This is a genomic window from Lysinibacillus sp. EB106-09-02-XG168, assembly GCF_058791475.1.
The window spans coordinates 4,550,968-4,571,010 of record NZ_JBYTDN010000003.1 but is presented as its reverse complement, the minus strand read 5'-3'; the positions used below and the strand labels follow the sequence as shown (position 1 = coordinate 4,571,010).

At 35.9% G+C, this 20,043-nt stretch carries 22 protein-coding genes; 16 read left to right on the top strand and 6 right to left on the bottom strand.

What is annotated here, in order from left to right:
* The first annotated feature begins 23 nt into the window (after nt 1-23).
* From AC3WSO_RS23115 to AC3WSO_RS23095, 5 genes are all read left to right on the top strand, one after another.
* A complete protein-coding gene (locus AC3WSO_RS23115; RefSeq protein WP_492533979.1) occupies nt 24-755 on the top strand; it encodes a GntR family transcriptional regulator in 732 nt (243 codons plus the stop codon).
* 72 nt (nt 756-827) lie between these two features.
* Nucleotides 828-1,670: a class II fructose-bisphosphate aldolase gene (locus AC3WSO_RS23110; protein ID WP_492533978.1), complete on the top strand. Its 843-nt coding sequence runs from the start codon at nt 828-830 to the stop codon at nt 1,668-1,670.
* Nucleotides 1,667-2,605, top strand: a complete 939-nt coding sequence (gene pfkB, locus AC3WSO_RS23105) for a 1-phosphofructokinase (RefSeq protein ID WP_492533977.1) — start codon at nt 1,667-1,669, stop codon at nt 2,603-2,605. Before AC3WSO_RS23110 ends, pfkB begins: the two co-directional genes overlap by 4 nt.
* Before the next feature lie 12 nt (nt 2,606-2,617).
* A complete protein-coding gene (locus tag AC3WSO_RS23100; RefSeq protein ID WP_492533975.1) occupies nt 2,618-3,634 on the top strand; it encodes an SIS domain-containing protein in 1,017 nt (338 codons plus the stop codon).
* Nucleotides 3,635-3,784: 150 nt separating this feature from the next.
* Nucleotides 3,785-4,660, top strand: coding sequence for an ROK family protein (locus AC3WSO_RS23095; RefSeq protein WP_492533974.1), 876 nt, complete (start codon nt 3,785-3,787; stop codon nt 4,658-4,660).
* A gap of 277 nt (nt 4,661-4,937) precedes the next feature.
* Here the strand turns inward: AC3WSO_RS23095 and AC3WSO_RS23090 are convergent, their stop codons facing one another.
* The gene (locus AC3WSO_RS23090) at nt 4,938-6,035 is read right to left on the bottom strand and encodes an ABC transporter ATP-binding protein (protein WP_492533972.1); all 1,098 of its coding nucleotides are present in this window, start codon (nt 6,033-6,035) and stop codon (nt 4,938-4,940) included.
* 101 nt (nt 6,036-6,136) lie between these two features.
* On the bottom strand, nt 6,137-7,027 hold the full coding sequence (locus AC3WSO_RS23085; protein ID WP_492533971.1) for a PucR family transcriptional regulator: 891 nt from the start codon (nt 7,025-7,027) through the stop codon (nt 6,137-6,139).
* A gap of 406 nt (nt 7,028-7,433) precedes the next feature.
* Here AC3WSO_RS23085 and AC3WSO_RS23080 point away from each other — a divergent pair, with 406 nt between their 5' ends.
* The 4 genes from AC3WSO_RS23080 (at nt 7,434) to AC3WSO_RS23065 (ending at nt 11,161) form a co-directional block, all read left to right on the top strand.
* Nucleotides 7,434-8,135, top strand: coding sequence for a class I SAM-dependent methyltransferase (locus AC3WSO_RS23080; protein ID WP_492533970.1), 702 nt, complete (start codon nt 7,434-7,436; stop codon nt 8,133-8,135).
* 186 nt (nt 8,136-8,321) lie between these two features.
* Nucleotides 8,322-8,498, top strand: coding sequence for a hypothetical protein (locus AC3WSO_RS23075; protein ID WP_492533969.1), 177 nt, complete (start codon nt 8,322-8,324; stop codon nt 8,496-8,498).
* Nucleotides 8,499-8,805: 307 nt separating this feature from the next.
* Nucleotides 8,806-10,254: a MocR-like pyridoxine biosynthesis transcription factor PdxR gene (gene pdxR / locus AC3WSO_RS23070; protein WP_492533968.1), complete on the top strand. Its 1,449-nt coding sequence runs from the start codon at nt 8,806-8,808 to the stop codon at nt 10,252-10,254.
* The gene (locus AC3WSO_RS23065; RefSeq protein WP_492533967.1) at nt 10,238-11,161 is read left to right on the top strand and encodes a D-alanine--D-alanine ligase; all 924 of its coding nucleotides are present in this window, start codon (nt 10,238-10,240) and stop codon (nt 11,159-11,161) included. Before pdxR ends, AC3WSO_RS23065 begins: the two co-directional genes overlap by 17 nt.
* 95 nt (nt 11,162-11,256) lie before the next feature.
* Here AC3WSO_RS23065 and AC3WSO_RS23060 read toward each other — a convergent pair whose 3' ends face one another.
* On the bottom strand, nt 11,257-12,096 hold the full coding sequence (locus tag AC3WSO_RS23060) for a YitT family protein (RefSeq protein WP_492533965.1): 840 nt from the start codon (nt 12,094-12,096) through the stop codon (nt 11,257-11,259).
* 362 nt (nt 12,097-12,458) lie between these two features.
* On the opposite strand from AC3WSO_RS23060, the gene AC3WSO_RS23055 reads away from it, so the two are divergent.
* Complete coding sequence (locus AC3WSO_RS23055; RefSeq protein WP_492533964.1) at nt 12,459-12,899, top strand: SRPBCC domain-containing protein; 441 nt, start codon at nt 12,459-12,461, stop codon at nt 12,897-12,899.
* 155 nt (nt 12,900-13,054) lie between these two features.
* Nucleotides 13,055-13,618 (top strand): cupin domain-containing protein, encoded by a 564-nt coding sequence (locus AC3WSO_RS23050; protein WP_492533963.1) that lies wholly within the window; start codon nt 13,055-13,057, stop codon nt 13,616-13,618.
* A gap of 64 nt (nt 13,619-13,682) precedes the next feature.
* On the opposite strand, the gene AC3WSO_RS23045 is transcribed toward AC3WSO_RS23050, so the two are convergent.
* The 3 genes from AC3WSO_RS23045 to AC3WSO_RS23035 are packed head-to-tail and all read right to left on the bottom strand — an operon-like array spanning nt 13,683 to nt 16,001.
* Nucleotides 13,683-15,158 (bottom strand): serine hydrolase domain-containing protein, encoded by a 1,476-nt coding sequence (locus AC3WSO_RS23045; RefSeq protein WP_492533962.1) that lies wholly within the window; start codon nt 15,156-15,158, stop codon nt 13,683-13,685.
* Between the two features lie 7 nt (nt 15,159-15,165).
* Complete coding sequence (locus AC3WSO_RS23040; RefSeq protein ID WP_492533961.1) at nt 15,166-15,663, bottom strand: hypothetical protein; 498 nt, start codon at nt 15,661-15,663, stop codon at nt 15,166-15,168.
* Nucleotides 15,660-16,001 (bottom strand): PadR family transcriptional regulator, encoded by a 342-nt coding sequence (locus AC3WSO_RS23035; RefSeq protein ID WP_492533959.1) that lies wholly within the window; start codon nt 15,999-16,001, stop codon nt 15,660-15,662. Before AC3WSO_RS23035 ends, AC3WSO_RS23040 begins: the two co-directional genes overlap by 4 nt.
* A 313-nt stretch (nt 16,002-16,314) precedes the next feature.
* On the opposite strand from AC3WSO_RS23035, the gene AC3WSO_RS23030 reads away from it, so the two are divergent.
* The 5 genes from AC3WSO_RS23030 to AC3WSO_RS23010 all read left to right on the top strand — a co-directional run bounded on the left by AC3WSO_RS23030 (nt 16,315) and on the right by AC3WSO_RS23010 (nt 19,998).
* Complete coding sequence (locus AC3WSO_RS23030) at nt 16,315-16,839, top strand: GNAT family N-acetyltransferase (protein WP_492533957.1); 525 nt, start codon at nt 16,315-16,317, stop codon at nt 16,837-16,839.
* A 28-nt stretch (nt 16,840-16,867) separates the two neighbouring features.
* Nucleotides 16,868-17,212, top strand: coding sequence for a YunG family protein (locus tag AC3WSO_RS23025; protein ID WP_492533956.1), 345 nt, complete (start codon nt 16,868-16,870; stop codon nt 17,210-17,212).
* Nucleotides 17,213-17,757: 545 nt separating this feature from the next.
* A complete protein-coding gene (locus AC3WSO_RS23020; RefSeq protein WP_386828594.1) occupies nt 17,758-18,351 on the top strand; it encodes an NADPH-dependent FMN reductase in 594 nt (197 codons plus the stop codon).
* An 85-nt stretch (nt 18,352-18,436) separates the two neighbouring features.
* Entirely contained in the window at nt 18,437-19,375 is a 939-nt protein-coding gene (locus AC3WSO_RS23015) for a ring-cleaving dioxygenase (RefSeq protein ID WP_492533954.1), read from the top strand.
* A gap of 14 nt (nt 19,376-19,389) precedes the next feature.
* Complete coding sequence (locus AC3WSO_RS23010; protein WP_492533952.1) at nt 19,390-19,998, top strand: flavin reductase family protein; 609 nt, start codon at nt 19,390-19,392, stop codon at nt 19,996-19,998.
* Nucleotides 19,999-20,043 lie beyond the last annotated feature (45 nt).

Genomic DNA, 20,043 nt, shown 5'->3' with positions numbered 1-20,043 from the left:
CCTAGGAGAAGGATGAGTGGAAGATGAAACCGTTAGATCAAACTAGTGTAATCCCACTATATCATCAATTGAAACAAAGATTATCTGCTAAAATTCAATCGGGTGAGTGGAAGCCAGAGGATAAAATTGATTCTGAAAATCAATTGATGGAGATGTTTCGCGTTAGTCGAAATACTGCTAAGAAAGCAATTGAAGAATTAGTACAAGAAGGAAAACTATACCGTATTCAAGGGAAAGGCACTTTTGTTGCGAAGCCAAGGTTTGAACAATCGCTTGGTGGTTTTTATAGTTTTAGTCGTGTGCTTCAAGAAAAAGGTCTAAACCCAAGAGATGAAGTGCTTGAAATTCAGGAAGTATTCCCTTCAACAAAGGTTAGACAGAGTCTTGAATTAAGTGAAGATGAACAAGTCATTGAAATGAAGCGCTTACGTTTTGCGGATAATGAACCAATTGTTTTAGAATCATCATTTTTACCTAAAAGTATCATCAAGGATAGTGAAGTATTACACGAAGTTAGTTCCTCTTCATTGTATAGCTTATTATCACAACGTTTTGACATTGTTGTTGTGCGGGCAAAAGAAGCTTTTGAGCCTGTTCTCATTAGTAAAGATGAGGCCCATTTGTTAAAAACGGAGGTAGGAAAACCAGCTTTACTACTAGAACGGACTGCATTTGATACTTCGGGAAAGCCGGTCGAATTTTGCATTTCGATTGTAAGAGGAGATCGTTGTAGATTTTATACTGAATTAAACTAAGCTCATAGTTGTTCTCTATGAGTTTTTATACTATGAATCATACCAACAACCCATTGAGGGAGGAACTTGATTATGCCGTTAGTGACGACGAAAGAAATGTTAGAGGATGCTTATAAAAATAATTATGCAATCGGTGCTTTCGGTGCGCATAATTTAGAAATTATTAAAGCGGTAATTGCAGGGGCAGAGAAAGTAGGGGCACCTGTTATTTTACAAACGACTTCAAGTACTTATAAATATGTAGAAATGCCCTATATGATTGCGCTTGCCAAAACAGCAGCTGAACAAGCAAAAGTACCAGTAGCCTTACATTTAGATCACGGTGAATCATATAAAGTTGTGATGGAATGTTTACGAGCAGGCTATACATCTGTGATGATTGATGGGTCCACATTACCTTTTGAAGAAAATATTGATCTTGTAAAAAAAGTTGTAGATGCTGCAAGTGCGATTAATGTGCCCGTTGAAGCAGAGCTAGGAACAATTGGTGGTGTAGAAGATGATTTAAATATTGATGAAAAAAGTTCCTTCTTCACTGATCCTAAACTAGCTGAACATTTTGTGAAAGAAACGGGTATCCAATCATTCGCCCCAGCTTTTGGCACAGCACATGGTAAGTATAAGCAAGAACCGCAGCTACAGTTTGAACTATTACAGGAAATTCATCGCGCTACAAATGTGCCATTAGTAATGCACGGAGCATCTGGCGTCCCAGAAGAAAGTGTGCGTAAATCATTAAATTACGGTATTGCGAAAGTGAACTTTTCAACAGAGCTAAAAGACTTATTTGCAGAGCAGTTAAGAGCCTTCTTTATAGAAAATCCGACTGAAAATGATCCGAGAAAGTATGTCCTTCCAGCACGAGAAGCATTAATTGAGTTAGTAGAACAGAAGATTGTGATGCTACAAAAATGATTACGACAGTCACTTTAAATGCTGCCATAGATCAAGTGTATGAAATGAACTCTTTAATGATTGGTCAGACAAACCGTGTCATGCAGAAATTGCAGCAAGGTGGAGGAAAAGGCATTAATGTTGCGCGCGTCATTGTAGCACTCGATGGCGAAGTGGTCATCAGTGGATTTGTTGGTGGATTAAATGGTGAAAAAATAAAGTTACTGTTACAAGAAGAAAGATTGCAAACAAGGTTTATCCAAATAGAGGGTGAAAGTCGAGTTTGTTTAACCGTTACAGATGAACAAACAAAGGAAATGACCGAGCTTTTAGAGGAAGGACCAACGATCCAACAGCATGAGTGGCAGGAAATGCTGAATTGGATTGAAATCCAAGGGGAACATTCTGCTTATTTTGTACTTTCAGGAAGCTTGCCTAAAGGTATACCAACGACTGCTTATGCAACTATTATTCGATTATTAAAACGGAAAGGTGTACGAGTTGCTCTTGATACGAGTGGAGAAGCTTTGATGCAAGGCGTTGAAGCAATACCTTTTATCATTAAACCAAATGAGGATGAAATTGTTCAATTAATCGGGAAACAAGTTGTAGCGTTGGACGACATAATTCAGGCTGGTGAAAAACTACAGGAGTTAGGAATTGAGCATGTCTGTTTTTCATTGGGCGAGAAAGGTGCTTTATTTGTTAATCGTTCAGGAATTTACCAAGTAAATGCCCCGAAGATTAATGTTATAAATACGGTTGGCAGCGGCGATGCTTTTTTAGGCGGACTGGTCTATAAACTTTCACAAGGTGAAGACTATACAGAAGCATACAAATGGGCTGTTGCATGTGGCTCTGCAAATGCAGGCGAAAAAGAAATTGCGAAAGTACAAAAGGAGACTGTTGAAAGTCTTCTAAAAGAGCTACAAATAACTAAAATAAAAGAGAGATAGGGGTCTTTGTTAATGCACACATATAATGAAATTATGGAACAAGATCAACAATTAGTTAAAACTAAAGAGATTGTTCAGTCGCTTATATTCAATGAAGAAGTTGTAGACATCGTTCTTTTTACAGGATGTGGGACATCGTTTTATTTAGCAATTGCAGCAGCACGTTATTACCAATCGGCTACAGGAGAAATAGCAGTAGCAGTACCAGCATCTGAGCTATTTTTACACAAAGATACTCATATTATTCCAACTAAAAAGTATCATATTATTGGTATTTCACGGTCAGGAACAACCTCTGAAATTATTATGGCATTGAAGCATTTGAACGGAGCGGAGAATATACGTACAATGGCAGTTACGTGTAATGGTGATACACCAATGGCTGAAGTAGCAGATGAAGTAATTGCTTTAAACGATATTTCAGAAAAAAGTGTTGTCATGACACAATCATTTTCTAATATGTTATACGCGCTTCAACTCTACGCGGCTAAAATTAGCCAAAGTACTGAATTGATGGACCAATTAGAAAAAGTCCCTGTACTCGTTAAAACAGCATTAGGCAACGGAGAGCAGTTAAAACAAGTAACGGAAGATTTAACGAAAAAACGTTTTATCTTCTTAGGTTCAGGGGCATATAACGGATTAGCTAAAGAAGCAACATTAAAGCTAAAGGAAATGACACAAACAGAATGTGAAAGCTATTCGAATTTAGAATTCCGCCACGGCCCAATTTCTATTGTCGATAATGAAACGATTGTTATTTTATTTACACAAAACGAAACAAAGGACTTCGATCAGGCGTTAATAAAGGATATTCAAAAGCTTGGTGGTTTTGTTGGGGTAATCGGTATAGCTTCGGCAGAATTGGAGGCAGATTTAATTATTAAGCTTTCAGAAGAAGTAGATGACTTGAATCGCCTTGTTGAAGCAGTTCCGTATTTCCAATTGTTAGCGTATCAAAGAGCGGTATGCAAAGGCTATAATCCAGATAAGCCACGTAATTTAACGCAAGTCGTAAACCTTTCATAATATGAACTATATTCAGTGGGGCTTCACCCTCACTGAATAATAAAGAGTCACAAGCTAAAACCTTCACATCCTATGAAAATGCTTGTGAGATGAATGTCCTGTTGTCTCGACCCAATCGGATAATACAGGACAAAAATTGGGGGTGAAAAGATGGGTAACATTTTAGTAGCAGACGTGGGTGGAACAAAATTAGCAGTGGCATTATTTAGTCAACATCACCAATTGTTAGGTAGAAGAGAAGTGCCTAGTGATAAAACAAATAAAGAGGCTTTGTTCACTTGTTTAATTGATAGCTTTGAACAGCTATGTGTAGGGAAGGAAGTTTCTTTCGATGAAATATCAAAGGTATGTATTGGTGTGCCTGGTATCGTTGATGTTCAAAAAGGTATCGCGGTTTACCAAAATAATATACCGTGGGAGAACTTTCTGATTTGTGAGCGTTTAACTGAAGTGTTTCCGCATGCCCATATTAAAATGGACAACGATGTATATATGGCTACATGGGGAGAATATCGAGCTAGAGATTTTTCAAAGGAAACGATGATCTATATTACATTAAGCACAGGTATTTCTTGCTGTACAATTGTAAATGGTGAATTTTTAAGAGGAAACGGATTAGCTGGTGAAATTGGCTTTAGTATTGTTAATAATGACGGGAAAACACTTGAAGAAAGTGTAGCTGGACCAGCTATCGAAAAGTTGGGGAGGAAGTTATTGGGAGAACCCGATATTTCATTAAAGGATATGATGAAGCTATTTTACAATGGAGATCCTATCGTTGATAAGATATTGGGACAATTAATCCACTGCGTGAGTAGACAGTTGCAGCAAATGATTTTACTGCTTGACCCACATTGTATCGTTTTAGGCGGCGGCTTTTTTAATCACCACCCTAAAATCATTGATCATATTAAAGAAGCGCTTCAGCAGTGTTTTGTAGACACACCTTTTGCAGGGAGAGAACAAATCGTTGAAAGCAGTATCCATAAAGGTGAAGCAGGGCTTTACGGAGCGGCGATAAAATAACAAAAGGCAGTAAACAAGTAAATGTTTGTTTGCTGCCTTTTTCAATTAATTTTTTTCTCGTATTAACGGGCAGTAAGACGCCCGCCTGGGTTACGTGGAACTGCTCGTAAAAGGTCAATTGATGAAGACTAATAATCAATGGGGATTAACCCCACTGATTAAAGTTTGCTTTATAGTATGGTTAGATTTTCTTTTAAGGCAAAGGTATAAATTTACGTAGGCTTCAACAGAAAGCGAATTAGATTTTACCAAACTGCATTACAGAACCTATTGCTTCTTATCGAATGCGTGTTTCTGTTTCTAAGTCAAAGAAATGCGCACGTGACATGTCAAATAGTAGATGCGCGATTTGGCCCTGTGTAATTTTTGTATCGGAGTTTACCCGTGCGATATAAGGCTGACCATTTAACTGTGTATGTAGCATCAGTTCAGCACCTGTTAATTCTGAGACCTCAATATTCGCGTCAACTGCCGTGAAGAACGGTTCGGGATTTACTGAAGATTTTTCATAAATATGCTCTGGTCGAATGCCAAGAATCAACTCTTTTTGTAAATACCCTCGTTCTTTTAATAACTTACTTTTTTCTGCTGGAATAGCTAGGGTAATATCATCAATCTGAATCCCGTTTTCTTGGAAAGTACCTTTAAAGAAGTTCATTGATGGTGAGCCAATAAAGCCACCGACAAATTTGTTTTCAGGTGTTCCATATACTTCTTCAGGCGTCCCGATTTGTTGAACGATACCATCTTTCATTACAACAAGACGAGTTGCCATTGTCATCGCTTCTGTCTGATCATGTGTTACATAAATAGTAGTTGTTTTTAATCGTTGGTGAAGTTTTGTAATTTCAGCACGCATTTGTACACGAAGCTTAGCATCTAGATTGGACAAAGGCTCGTCCATTAGGAAAATATTTGCATCGCGGACGATTGCTCGACCAAGTGCTACACGTTGTCTCTGCCCGCCTGACAGAGCTTTTGGCTTGCGATCTAAATATTTTTCTAAATCGAGAATGGCGGCTGCGTTGTGAACTCGTTCTTTAATTTCCTGCTTAGAAAACTTACGAAGCTTTAAGCCAAAAGCCATATTATCATATACCGTCATATGCGGATATAGTGCATAGTTTTGAAAAACCATCGCAATATCTCGTTCCTTAGATGGTACATTGTTCATTTTCTTGCCATCAATTAAAAAGTCCCCAGACGAGATTTCTTCTAAGCCAGCAATCATCCGTAACGTTGTAGATTTCCCACAACCAGAAGGGCCAACAAGTACAATAAACTCACGGTCCTGAATAGTTAAATTAAAATCAGATACAGCTGTTACGCTGTCATCGTATGTTTTAACAATATTTTTTAATATGACTTTTTCCATGTTTATAGTCCCCTTTGTTCATTTTTTATAGTGTAAAGAAAATGAAGAGGAAAACAAATGTGTAAAATGCATAATTTTCAGTCATTATTTTTGTGCATTTTTTAAAATGATCGAAGAAAACTAGCAAAGTAGACGAGTATTGCACCATCAAGATTTTTTGCTGAAATATTTGTTACTTCTTGAAATTTTGTCAGACGATAATTAAGTGTATTGCGATGAATATGTAGTTTCTTTGAAGTCAATGAAATATTCAAACCACATTCGTAAAATGTTTTGACTGTGTCTAGCAATTCCATATCAGACTGCAAAGGGATTAAAATTTGTTCTTCTATAAATTTCAATATGGAAACAGGCATTTGTTGCGTTAATAGAATTGGAAATACCGTTTCAAATGAATAAAACTGTTCAGCATTTCTAGAATGTAAGCATTCCTCAAACCATTGAGACTCCCTTTGGAATTTAATTGGGAATTGCTCGTTTACGTCATAAGCTTCTCCTTGATATAGATGGATTTTGACAAAAAAGTCTGCCTCAATTGTTCGAATGAGTGCAATAAGATCTTCTTTTCCATTAATCGAACTATCTACTGCTTCAATTAGTAAAAAGCGATTTGTGGCTACTTGAAGTACTACCGTATCTTGTTTAAAAAAATTTAAAAGCGCTTCTTTTAATTCTTCAACTGGAGGATTGTCATTTAAAAAGATTAGTTGAATAACACGAGCTTTTTTATAATAAGAAAATTTGGATGGTATACTACCATTTAAATACAAAAATTCATACCAAATATCTGGTGGTTGAGATATTGTAGAAGTAATCTCAGTATAAAAAACAGTGAGCCATTGGTAGTCACGTTGTGAAACCTCTTGCTTGGAAATAGAAAACCATTCATTTGCTTTTTGATGGTAGAAAAAATAAGAGTCATACATTAGCTTGGTTGGCTTTGTTTGATAATGACGGTAAGTAGAAAAAAGTGCTTTTAGATTTAAGTTCATTAGATAACTCCTTCCATTTACTATAACCATTAGACGTTTACAACGAGTGTTCAAAAGCCTTTACGGCGATACTTTTCCCTTGATTTCCTGTAACCGAATATGAACTGATCCCTGACAAGGAGACAGTGGACAGTAAAAATATTTTAAGTGGTTTGAGCCCTTTCTTGGGAATATTCTTATTTTTGTTATTGCCTTACTGTGTTGCCATTTACGCTGCACAAGATATACTAGCCATTTCAGTGTAACATTTTGTATTTCAATGAACATTATTAGGAAGTATTAAAACTAATAGAATGGCGGTAGTTATTTATATTCGGAAGAAAGATTGATAACATTTTGGAGGGTTAGCCTATATAATGAATAGATAGAATATTTTGTCTTTAAATAAGTGGAATGGAGGCGTAAAATGCTAATCAAATCAAACGAACAATTGCTAGTTGTATTAGATAATTTATTACGTGAACCACAGAAATTTTGGAATGAATTTTATGATCAAACATTTGAAAAGATACCTTTTTTTATTAATAAACCTGACGAGAACTTAGTAAGCTATTTAGAAAAAAAGATGATCCGTCCAAATAAAGTTTTAGAGTTGGGTTGTGGTGCAGGTCGAAATGCCATATACCTAGCAAAGCAAGGTTGTTCAGTTGTGGGTGTTGATTTATCTGATAAAGCATTGCAGTGGGCGCAAAAAAGGGTTGATGAAGCAAACGTAAGTGTAGAATTAATTTGTGCTAATATTTTTGAGCTGAATTTACAAGATGAGAGCTTTGATTTTATTTATGATTCCGGTTGTTTTCACCATATAGCCCCTCATCGTCGTGTGACGTATATTGAATTGATTCATAAATTATTAAAACCTAATGGTTACTTCGCATTATGCTCATTTGAGGAACATGGTTCATATGGTGGTTCTGCTATCTCAGATGAAGAAGTTTATATAAAACGTAGCTTAGAAGGCGGGTTAGGGTATACTAAAAACCAGCTAAAAGAAGTGTTTCAATCATTTGAAGAAATAGAAATACGGAACATGATCGCCAAGTCTGATGAAGAACAGTTTTTCGGTTTAGAAGGATTTCTAGTAGGTTTATTTAAAAAGACTTTATGAGGGGAGAAGCCGATGGGGGAGATTAAGGTTCAACTATTTGAATATAATCCAAATTGGGAACAGCAATATGCAGACGAACGAAAGTGAAAAGGCTATTTGAATTGAGCATAATGGAAGTACATCGATAAAGGGGTAAAAGCAAAACCTATTATCGATATTCTTGTAGGTGTACAGAGTTTAGATGAAGTGCCGAACTTCATAGACGCTTTAAGTAAAATTAACTATGAATATATTCCGAAACTTGAATTTAAAGATAGGAAATTTTTTAGAAAGGGATTGTGGGGGCAGGAAAAAATCTATTTATATATTTGTGAATATAACAGTGGATTGAAAAATTACTTTTCCGTGATTTCAAAAAGCTAAGGTGTAAGATTCATAGCGTAATGCTGATTTCTTTTTGCTATTCTTTGGAAATAATTACGGTTAATTGCTTAAAGAACGGGCTGATAGAAAGGACTACAGTAGTTAGCTCTTTATATAAAATTATAGTCAAATAAACGTATTTTTAATTCTCAATTATAATTAACATATAATAGGCGCAATTCTTCATTCTGAAGGGTTGCATTTTTTGTGAGCTAGAAACTATACCACTATGAAGGAAAAATACATATACTGTGGACCTTTTGAGTTAGATACGGTTATGCAAAAATAAAGCAAGGAGGTCAAGGAAATGTTTAATGATTTTAAGCTTATCGATGATCGTCCGGTTTATATTCAGTTAAAAGATTATTTGAAAGAAAAGATTATGAAGGGACACTTGCTGGAGCATCAGAAGCTTCCATCAACCCGTGAACTAAGTAAATTATTATTGGTCAGTAGAAATACGGTACTAAATGCATATGCAGATTTAGAGCAAGAGGGCATTATCTATGCAATAAAAGGAAAAGGAAACTTTGTAGGGAAGGTCGCAACATTGAAAGTACCCTCCATCGAGCTTAAATGGAAGGAAAGGCTCAATAAAGCTACCTTATTAGCGGATGAATTAGATTTAATGAAGCAAGATATTCACTGGGAAAAAGGCATGATTTCCTTTAATAGCATTGCCCCCGAAGAAAAGCTTTTTGATGTTGAAAATTTTAAAAGATCTTTTCTGACTCGGATGTCCCTTGAGGGAGATATCGTTTTGAATTACGGATACGCAAAGGGTTATAAACCGTTAATCGAGTACCTTCTTCACTATATGGAAATGAAGGGCGTAGATATTTCCAATAAGGATATTTTGATTACGAATGGCTTTACCGAGGGATTGGATATTTTATTATCTTCCTTAGCGAAAAAATCTGGACGTGTTATTTGCGAAAATCCTACTCATCATGCGGCATTAAAGCTTTTTCGCTTACATGGATTTGACATCCACGGAATCGACATGAAGGATGACGGTATTGATATTGAACAAGTTGAGAAAAGCTTGTCGGAAAAGGAGTTTGATTTTGCCTACTTAATCCCGTCGTATCATAACCCGACAGGCATTGTTACATCCTCTGAAAAAAGAGCTGAAATTATTAAGCTTTTTTCAAAATATCAAATTCCGATTATAGAGGATGGCTTTAATGAAGAATTACGTTATTCAGGCTCGCATTTAGCACCGTTAATGACTTTTATCGGTGAGGGCAACAATGTTATTTATATCAGTAGCTTTTCTAAAATTCTTTTTCCTGGCTTACGTGTTGGTTGGATATTAGCAGATAAGGAGCTCATCAATTGTCTGGAAAGTATGAAAAGAGCCCGTACTATTCATACATCGACACTAGATCAGGCTGTACTTTATCAATATTTACAGGATGGCTATTTTGAAAAATATTTAAAAAAGGCCAAGTTCGTTTATAAGAAAAAATATGAATTAGCCCGTCAAGCATGCCATCAATACATTCGCTTTAAGAGAATGACAGGAGATGGTGGACTGCATCTTTTTATTGAGCTAGAAGAAGGAATGAACGCTCGTACATTATTGGAAAAGTGCTATCAAAGGGGAGTTGTTTTTTATCCTGGAGATGTTTTTTACAGCAATGGCGAAGGAAGTAACACATTTCGCTTAGGGTTTTCTCGGCTAACAGAAGAGGATATTGTACGTGGTATTAAGATTATTGGAGATACCTTGAAAAATGAAATGGGGTGTTGAAATTATGAAGGTTGGCGTTATTATGGGAGGCATTTCCTCTGAAAAACAGGTCTCGATCATGACAGGGGAAGAAATGATTGCTCATTTAGATAAGAGTAAATATGAAGTTGTAGCAATTGAATTACATGATAAAAAAGAGCTTATAGAAAAGGTGAAAAACCTCGATATAGCCCTGCTAGCGCTTCACGGAAAATTTGGAGAAGATGGAACGATTCAAGGTGTGCTAGAAACGTTGGATGTTCCATATACCGGAAGTGGGATGCTTTCTAGCGGTATTTGTATGGATAAAAATATATCGAAAAAAATTCTACGTTATGAAGGAATTGAAACTCCGAATTGGCTTCATCTTTCGAATATTGAGGAGCTTAAGTGGAATGAATTAGACAAAATGGGATATCCGTTAGTAGTAAAACCTAATTCGGGTGGCTCCAGTGTAGGGGTAAAAATAGTTTATGATAAAGATTCTTTACTCACTTCGGTTGAGGAAGTATTCCAGTGGGATGCTGAAATCATTATTGAGAAATATATAAAGGGTGAAGAAATAACATGCTCTATTATAGATGGTAATCTTTTACCGATTATTTCGATTCGCCATACAGTAACATTTTTTGATTACAAGGCGAAATATGAAGATGCCGCAACGATAGAGGAGGTTGTAGAACTTCTGCCTGCTATACATGACCGAGTTGCGAAAGCTGCAAAGGCCAGTTATGTCGCATTAAAATGTAGTGTTTATGCCAGAATTGATATGATGCTCAAGGATGGAATTCCCTATGTCATGGAGGTAAACACATTGCCAGGAATGACAAAAAACAGCTTACTGCCGAAAAGCGCATCCTCGGCAGGAATGTCTTATACACAACTTTTAGATACGATTATTGAAACTTCCTTACAAGTTAGAGAATAAAGGGTTCAGTGAAGTATGAAAAGCTAAAAAACACCTTTAATGTTGATAGGGGATTGAACCCATTTTCAACAAAAGGTGTTTTCTCAGTTGTCTTATTAAGCCTTAGATAATTCAATAAATCCATGTCCAAAGACATCTCGTACATCATGAATGGCAATAAAGGCGTCCTTGTCTATTTCTTTGACAATTTTCTTCAGTTTTACAACTTCTTGTTTACTAATGACAATATACAGAATTTCTTTTTGCTCCTTCGTATAATAGCCATGACCTGATAGGACCGTCACGCCTCGATTCATAAAACCATTTACATGACTGGCAATCTCTTCTGGTTTTTTCGAAATGATCGTAACAGCTTTTTTAGGATTCACACCTTCAATAACAAACTCCATCACCTTAGTACCGACATAAAGCATAATAATAGTAAGCATTAATGCTTCTGCCCCAATAATAAAATAAGATGAAAAAGCAACGATTAAATCAAAAAACAATAAACCATAACTAATACTCCAGCCTAAATATTTGTTGGTCATTCTAGCTAAGATTGTTGAACCTGCTGTTGTTCCACCAACTCTTATAATTAAGCCTATGCCAACTCCAGCGAACACTCCGCCAAAAATAGTATTCACGATAATTTCATTTGAAGAAATTGACCACGATTCTGTTAAATGTAAAAAGAGTGAATGGAGGGATACGGCAATAATCGTATAAATAGTCGTTTGTTTACTTAAAAATTTATAACCAACTGCTAATAAAGCTGCGTTTAACACAAGGCTCACAATACTAGGCGACCATCCGAACAAATAATAAGCAATGATTGTTACACCTGTTACGCCTCCTTCACCTAAATCATTAGGTATAACAAATAAGTTTACAGCAAGTGCAAAAAGCAGCGCTCCGACCGTAATCATTAAAAAATCCATACTGAACTTCTTCATATATACACCACCAAACAAATTGATTATTCCTAAATACATACTATATCAAGTTCTAGTCAAATTATATACTTTTTGGAATGTTCATTTTTGATAAATCTATAATTAATAGTATGACCTTTATCAGGAGAAATATCGCATTGAAGAGATTGTTTACAAGGCTAGTATTAAACATACCTCTCGAAGTGTTTTTCTTCATTTTGGAGAATCGTACCTTATTTACACTACAATAACCTAACAAATGGCGAATTAAGAACTGTGTGGGAATAGTAAAGAAGGAAATGGGGTAATTTTAGAACGAGTTTAACTACTTTCAACAAATGTTTTTGTGCCGAGCATAATTGATAAAAGGATGATGATTAATAATGAATACTGACGTAATTACCAAATTAAAAATCCATAAGCCTGCAAGTGAAGTATTTGAAGCTATTGTATCTCCAGATAAAATCGGGGACTTTTGGTTCTCAAGTAGTTCAGAGAGATGGGAAAAAGGAAAAAAGCTTACTTTAACATATGATGAGTATAAAGCAGAGGTTGTTATTACGGTGCTTGATATCGAGATCAATAGGACGATTGCGTTTACTTGGGGAGAAGAGCATGGGAACGGAACGGTGGTTACAATTACACTTACGGGGGAGGAATCAAATACAGTCATTAAAGTAGTTGAATCAGGACTTAAGGAAGAAAACCTGGACGTAATAGCAAAAATGATGGAACAAAAAGAAGGCTGGGTGTATACATTAACTTGCTTAAAGGGGTATTTAGAAAACGGAATAACTACTTTAAGAGCATCGTTAATTCATTAAGAGAATTTTGATATATAGATCCGTTGTAACAAGTGAACTCCTTAAAGCTATCAGTAGTCCAAAGTGTTATGTCTAACGATGATGTTTGCAAATGGCGTACATTTCCTTAGCAAGTTGCATAGGATGTTCTTATAATGTGTGAGGGGATTGAGAAAATGTACTACATTCCTTATTACGGAAACATGTCTATGTATAACTATGGAGATCAGCTTGTTTATTGGACACTTCCTTATCAGATAGGGTATGCGAACAGCGCTGAACCTTCTCGTTTTTCCAATGGTGAAAGTATTGAATTTAAAGATTATGGAACTCAGCCACTTGTTATTGATCTTGAAAATGCGACTAAACAAAACGATACGTATCGTACGGCTCTGTGGACGGGAAAGAACTTACAGATTACTTTAATGAGTATTAATGTTGGTGATAATATTGGTTTGGAAGTACACCCTAATGTTGAGCAATTTTTATATATTGAACAGGGTGAGGGACTTGTTCAAATGGGCCCTAGTAAAAACAATTTAAACTATGAAAGAAGAGTCCATGAAAATTATGCCATAGTAGTACCTGCAGGAACATGGCATAACCTTACAAATACAGGGAATGTGCCATTAAAGCTTTATTCGATATACGCTCCTCCTAACCATCCATTTGGTACGGTACATGTTACGAAAGCAGACGCTGAGGCCTCGGAAGCAGGCTACGGACATGGCGATGAATAATCAATTTTAAATATGTAGCTTTTTCCTCGATCATACAAGCATAACTAAAAAAGACAACTCCTACTTAGAGAAGTTGTCTTTTTTGTCGTCGTTTAAATGAAATATATATAGAAAATAAGCCATTCAATGTTAAAAGAGTGACCATCATGATAGTCAAAAATGCAATATCAGGAGCAAAATATCTAATCGTATGCCAAGGTGTTTCTATACTGTAGCTTAATAGTGGAATTGAGATCATGGCTAAAACTAAAAGTATGAAACCGAATATACCCAACGCGCCTCTTTTATTCACTTTTTTAGCTTTAACCTTTATTAAAAGATAAATAAACATCACAAAAAGTAAACATATTATAGCAATCGCTATGATTTGTAATGTTGGTTTATATTTAGGTGAGTCAACGGGCTCTTTCCCATTTAAAATATTGATAATCCCTTGTTTTAAGTAAAGAAGGGACTTTTCCTCTAATATATGACTTTTGTTAGTGAGAATCACACCGCCCCAATCGGTTTCTGGTAGATAAAATACTTCTGAGCGTGCGTCAGGATTTGAACCAGAATGCCAAATCATTTCTTCTTTAGATTCTGGATAGGAGATTCGTACACCAAGGCCGTAATATCGAGATTTACTAGTTCGAACAAACGGTGAAATATAAAGATTCATCGCATTTTTACTTAAAAAATTGTTTTGCTTATGTTGACTAAGAAGTCTAATATACTGCATCATGTCTGTTGCGCTTGCCGTTATATATCCATACGGTGCACCTCCATTATCATAGGTGACTGCACTTTTGACAGGGTGGCCAAGCCATGATTGATAACCAGATAAGTATCCATTTTCATAGGCCATGCTACTATTAGCGGCTGCATTTTTCATCCCTAATGGAGAAAAAACTTGTTCCTCCATATATTCAGAAAATGTTTGATTAGTCACTTCTTCGATGAGAGCGCCAAGAATAGAAAAGTTAGCATTACTATACTGATGCTTTTCTCCAGGTGCAGCAGTCAGCATAACATTCGATAAACTTTCTACATTTTCTTTTATAGCACTCAAATCATTAGATTCTTTGTCCGATATAGATAAGCCAGTATAAGTGCTTATCCCACTTGTTTGCGTAAGTAAATGTTTAATCGTTATTTGAGAAGCGGCTTGTTTATCTTTTAGGGTAAACCAGGGCATATGCTTTTGAACTGGATCATCTAATTGTATGTTGCCTGCATCAACCAATCTCATGATGGCTAAGCCCGTTAGTGATTTACTAATAGAGCCGACTACAAATGGAGTTTCAGCAGTTACCTTTTCTTCGGATTCTCCCGTTACGCCCCACGATTTAGAATAAAAGATATCATTTTTATGAACAATAGCAATAGATGCCCCTGGAATTCGCTGCTCTTCTAAAAAGTTTTCAACAAATTTATCTATAGTACTTTTAATGTCTTGTTCTCCGGAATCTGCGGAGATTTGTGAGGCTGGTTGAAATAGATAGAACGGGATTAATAATAAACAAACTAATATAGCTTTATATATTGGTTTTTTTGTCATTGTTGTTTCACCTATTTCCTCCGAAAATTTTTATTGCAAGTATAGATATTAAAGAGGAAGTGGAAATACTAATTAAAATAAGAAAGAAATTCCACCAAGCGACATCAGAAACCTGATAAACAATATTATAATCGAATGTTGGAATAGTTTTTTGCGGATTAAAGGAATCTGTCAAAAACATCGATAGTATTAGCTGACAAGCAAGATAGGCAATAATAAAAGTACAAAACCCAATAACAAATGATATTCCAGGTCGACTTTTATGCATTTGTTTTATTTCCGAATGAAGATCTATACCTTTAATTTCTAAAAAATCTTTAATAAATGTCGTAGTATCTCCCAGATCATTTATACTATCAATTCCATTATCACGAGATTCTTGAATATGCTCTAAAAGTTGTTGTTTTATATTCTTTCTTTCTTTTGAGCTGATACGATACTGTTTTAATTCTTCTAGAACTTCGGTTAAATATTGTTTTTCTGCTAAACTCAATTCCATACTCATTCAAAAAGTTCTCCTTTCAGACCGCTTTGAAGTAGGGATTTTATATCTTGTTGCAACTCCAACCATTCATTGATTTTTTTTTGAAGATAAACTTCTCCTTTTTCATTGATTTCATAATAAACTCTGACTTTCCCGTTTTCTGTCATTTCACGGTAAGTATCAACCCATTCTTGATCTTTTAACTTAGTCAAGATGGGATAAATACTTCCTACTCCCTTCAATTTTAAATTGTGTTTTTCTAACTCCTTCATAATTTCATATCCATAACTTTTTTTCTTTGACAATATAGACAATACGCACATCTCTAAATGACCTTTTATTAAACTTGTTCTATCCATAGGATAAATTTAACAAAAATATATACTTCTTTCAAGTATATATTTTTGTTGTGAATACTTCCGAGAGGTAATGATGAAATATTCGAACACATATACTTTATTAAATCCTATAGAAGAAATGTGAAAATTGTGCCAATACCTTTTGCACATCCTAACAGTACTTGTTAAAGTAGGGTTAGTAGAATCTAGGGTTCAGTAGGGGGTATATAATATTATTTTCTAAGTGAGCATTCCGGGAAAGCGCTTAGTGGAACGGAATTTCAACTCTACGTATGGTGATGAGCCCATTTTTATTCATTGGAGGATAATATGAATGGACTATAAACTATTAGGAAATGAAATTGAAGATTTAGTGGAACTATTAACTCAAAATAAGTGGATGTATCATACCGACCAAAATTTAAAAGAGGAATCCGTTAGAAAAGTATATGCGGAAGGATACTATCACAATGATCGCGAAACGCATTGGATAATTGATAATGAAGAAAAGGTCGGGATTATTATCATTCATGACATAAGTGATACGATTCCGTTATTCGATATCCGTTTAGATACGCGTTATAGAGGAAAAGGATACGGAGTAAAAACCCTCCTTTGGTTACAAAATTACCTGTTTGGAAAAAAGGATAAGATTCGTATCGAGGGTTATACGAGGGTTGATAATATTGGTATGAGAAAATGTTTTGCGAAAGCTGGTTTTGTAAAAGAGGGCTATTTAAGAAATGCTTGGGAAAACGCAGATGGCACTGTAACAGATAGTATTGTATATGGTGCAATCAAAGATGATTGGATTTTAGGTAGAACTACGCCAATTAAAATCGATGACATACCATATTAAAACTATAGGTAGAAAAGGACGTTAAGGAATGTATACAGAAAATGATCTGTTAAAAGCTTTAAAAAAATCCTGGTCCATTCAATCTAGCTCAAAATGGACTTTAGATAATCCTGCAAAAGGCCAATGCGGAGTCACTGCATTAGTTGTAAATGATATCCTTGGAGGCGAAATTTATAAAACGTGGCTTGATGAAGGCTGGCATTTTTATAATATTCTCGATGGGGAAAGAATGGATTTTACACAAGAACAATTTCCCTACAATCTCGAATATCAGGATGTTCGTTCAAATAGGGAAGAGGCTTTTCAAGATACAATCGATATTCAATATAGCTATCTAAAATCACTAGTTTATGAGAATTTAAGAAAAAGCTAGGGAGTGAAAGTGTTTTTCCTGATGGAAATCCACCTTTGTTTATTTTTGAATTTAAAGCTACTCATCAAAAATTGGGATGGTATATGTGATGTAAAATAAGTTGATTGGAGTGGAGACTGGGTGATTCCTTGGGGATCAGCGATAGAGGAACTAAGGCTAAAAGCATCACATCCTGTGTGTGACCAACATCCTGTTGCCCCAAGCGGCTCTTCGGACGCCCCCAGGAAGCTCTGCTCTGCGCGAAAGCGAAGCGTCAGCAACAAATGTTTTAACTGTGCGAAAGCGGAGCGTCAGCAACAAAGCGCCCAGTAGGAACGGAAATCAACGACTCGTTATAGTGGTGAGCCATATTAATGCAGAGATGTTGTAACCTTATAACATTTCTGCTTTTTTTAAAACATTAAACAAACATGTTGACGTAAATTAAACCATCGTGTTATTATTATCTCGAATTCAAGATAAATAAATTCAAGATAAACGAATTCGAACCTTTTAATCCATGTAGAAAGTAAAGTTTTACTTTTCATCATAAGGAGGTAATCATAATGGGTTTTTTAAATAAATTATTTGCTTCAAAAAAAGAGGAGGAAAAAACAATGGCAGAATTAAATATCGGAATTATTATCGGATCAACACGTGAAGGTCGTGTAAGTCCACAAGTAGCACAATGGGTAAAAGAAATCGCAGATCAACGAGGCGATGCTAATTATACAGTTATTGATATTGCAGATTACAAATTACCTTTACTAGGTGAACCAGGGCAAGATGCTTCAGGCGCTCAAGCTTGGTCAGAAATCATTGCAAAACAAGATGGATTTGTATTCATCGTACAAGAGTACAATCACTCTATTACAGGTGCTCTAAAAAATGCGCTAGATTATTTACGTGAAGAATGGAACAACAAAGCTGCGGGTATTGTTTCTTATGGTTCTGTAGGTGGTGCACGAGCAGCTGAACATTTACGTGGTATTATGGGTGAACTTTTAATTGCAGATGTACGAGTACATCCAGCATTGTCACTATTCACAGACTTTGAAAATGGTACTGATTTTAAACCAAAAGAAGTGCAAACAGATTCTGTTAACCAAATGTTAGACCAATTAATTCCTTGGTCAAAAGCTTTATATACAATTCGTTAATAATCATGTTCAAAGATTGAGGTAGAACGATATTGGGTAAAGTATAGGTGAGAAAATACATTTAGTCATGAAGGGGCTTGTTAACATGAAAAAACATACTGCGGGTATTCACCATATCACAGCCATTGTAGGGCATCCACAAGAAAATATTGATTTTTATGCTGGTGTACTAGGCTTGCGTTTAGTTAAACAAACGGTAAACTTCGATGATCCTGGCACATACCATCTTTACTTCGGTAACAAAGGTGGTAAACCTGGTACAATTATTACATTCTTTCCATGGGCAAATGCTTATCAAGGACGTATTGGTGATGGCCAAGTTGGCGTAACTACTTATGTTGTACCAGAAGGAGCGCTACCATTTTGGGTTAATCGTCTTGCGAAATTCACTATTCCATTCCAAAAAGCTGAACGCTTTGGTGAACAAGTATTACAATTTGATGATCCACACGGACTTCATATTGAATTGGTGGCACGTGCAGAAGGCGAATTGAATGAATGGACATTTGGTGAAGTAACTCCTGAGGTTGCCATTAAAGGATTTGGCGGTGCAACACTGTATTCAAGTCACTCAGAAGAGACAGCAAAAGTATTAACTGAAGTTATGGGTCTTGAAAAAGTAGTAACAGAAGGCGAGTATACTCGTTACAAATCCAGCGCAGATATTGGCAATATAGTGGATTTAAAAGTTGTTCCTGGTATGCGCGGTCAAATGGGCGTTGGAACAGTTCATCATATTGCCTGGAGAGCACAGGATAATGTGGATCACCTAGAATGGCAAGAGCACGTAATGAATCATGGACAACATGTAACCGAAGTGAAAGATCGTAATTATTTTAATGCGATTTATTTCCGCGAACCCGGTGAGATTTTATTTGAAATTGCGACAGATCCACCAGGATTCGCTCATGATGAGACACCTGAGACAATGGGTAGCCAATTAATGTTACCATCTCAATACGAACAGCATCGTGAACAATTGGAAAGAACATTAATTCCAATCGAAGTGCGTGCACTTGATTAAAGGAGATGGGACGTTTGATTTCAATTGATCCTAAGAAAAATACAGAGCGCGAGAACTATAAGTTATTGATTGGCAGTATTATTCCGAGACCTATTGCCTTTGTTACGACGAAGTCAGAGCAAGGGGTCATCAATGGCGCGCCTTTTAGTTTTTTTAATATCGTGTCATCCAATCCGCCGATGATTTCTCTAGCTGTTCAAAGACCAAATGGGCGCATAAAAGATACCGCTCGCCATATTCATCATCATCAACAATTTGTTGTGCATATTGTAGATGAGGATAATGTTAAGCAGGTGAATGAAACAGCCGCATCCTTACCTGTGACTGAAAGTGAAATTGATCGGGCACAATTTACATTAATCGATAGCCAATTGATATCTATACCAGGTATTCAAGAGGCGAAAGTTCGAATGGAATGCCGTTTAGTACAGTCGATTCCTTTAATGAATGGTGACGAACAGACAGGTGATTTGTTTATTGGTGAAGTCGTACAATTCCATATAGATGAGACCATTTATAATGAAGGACGAATTGATCCAAGAAAACTAAAAGCAGTTAGCAGACTTGCCGGCTCAAATTACGCAAAAATTGGGGATATATTTGAGATAGAACGTCCTGATTAAAATAAAATGCGAAAATGTTGGTATAACAGCATTTTCGCATTTTTT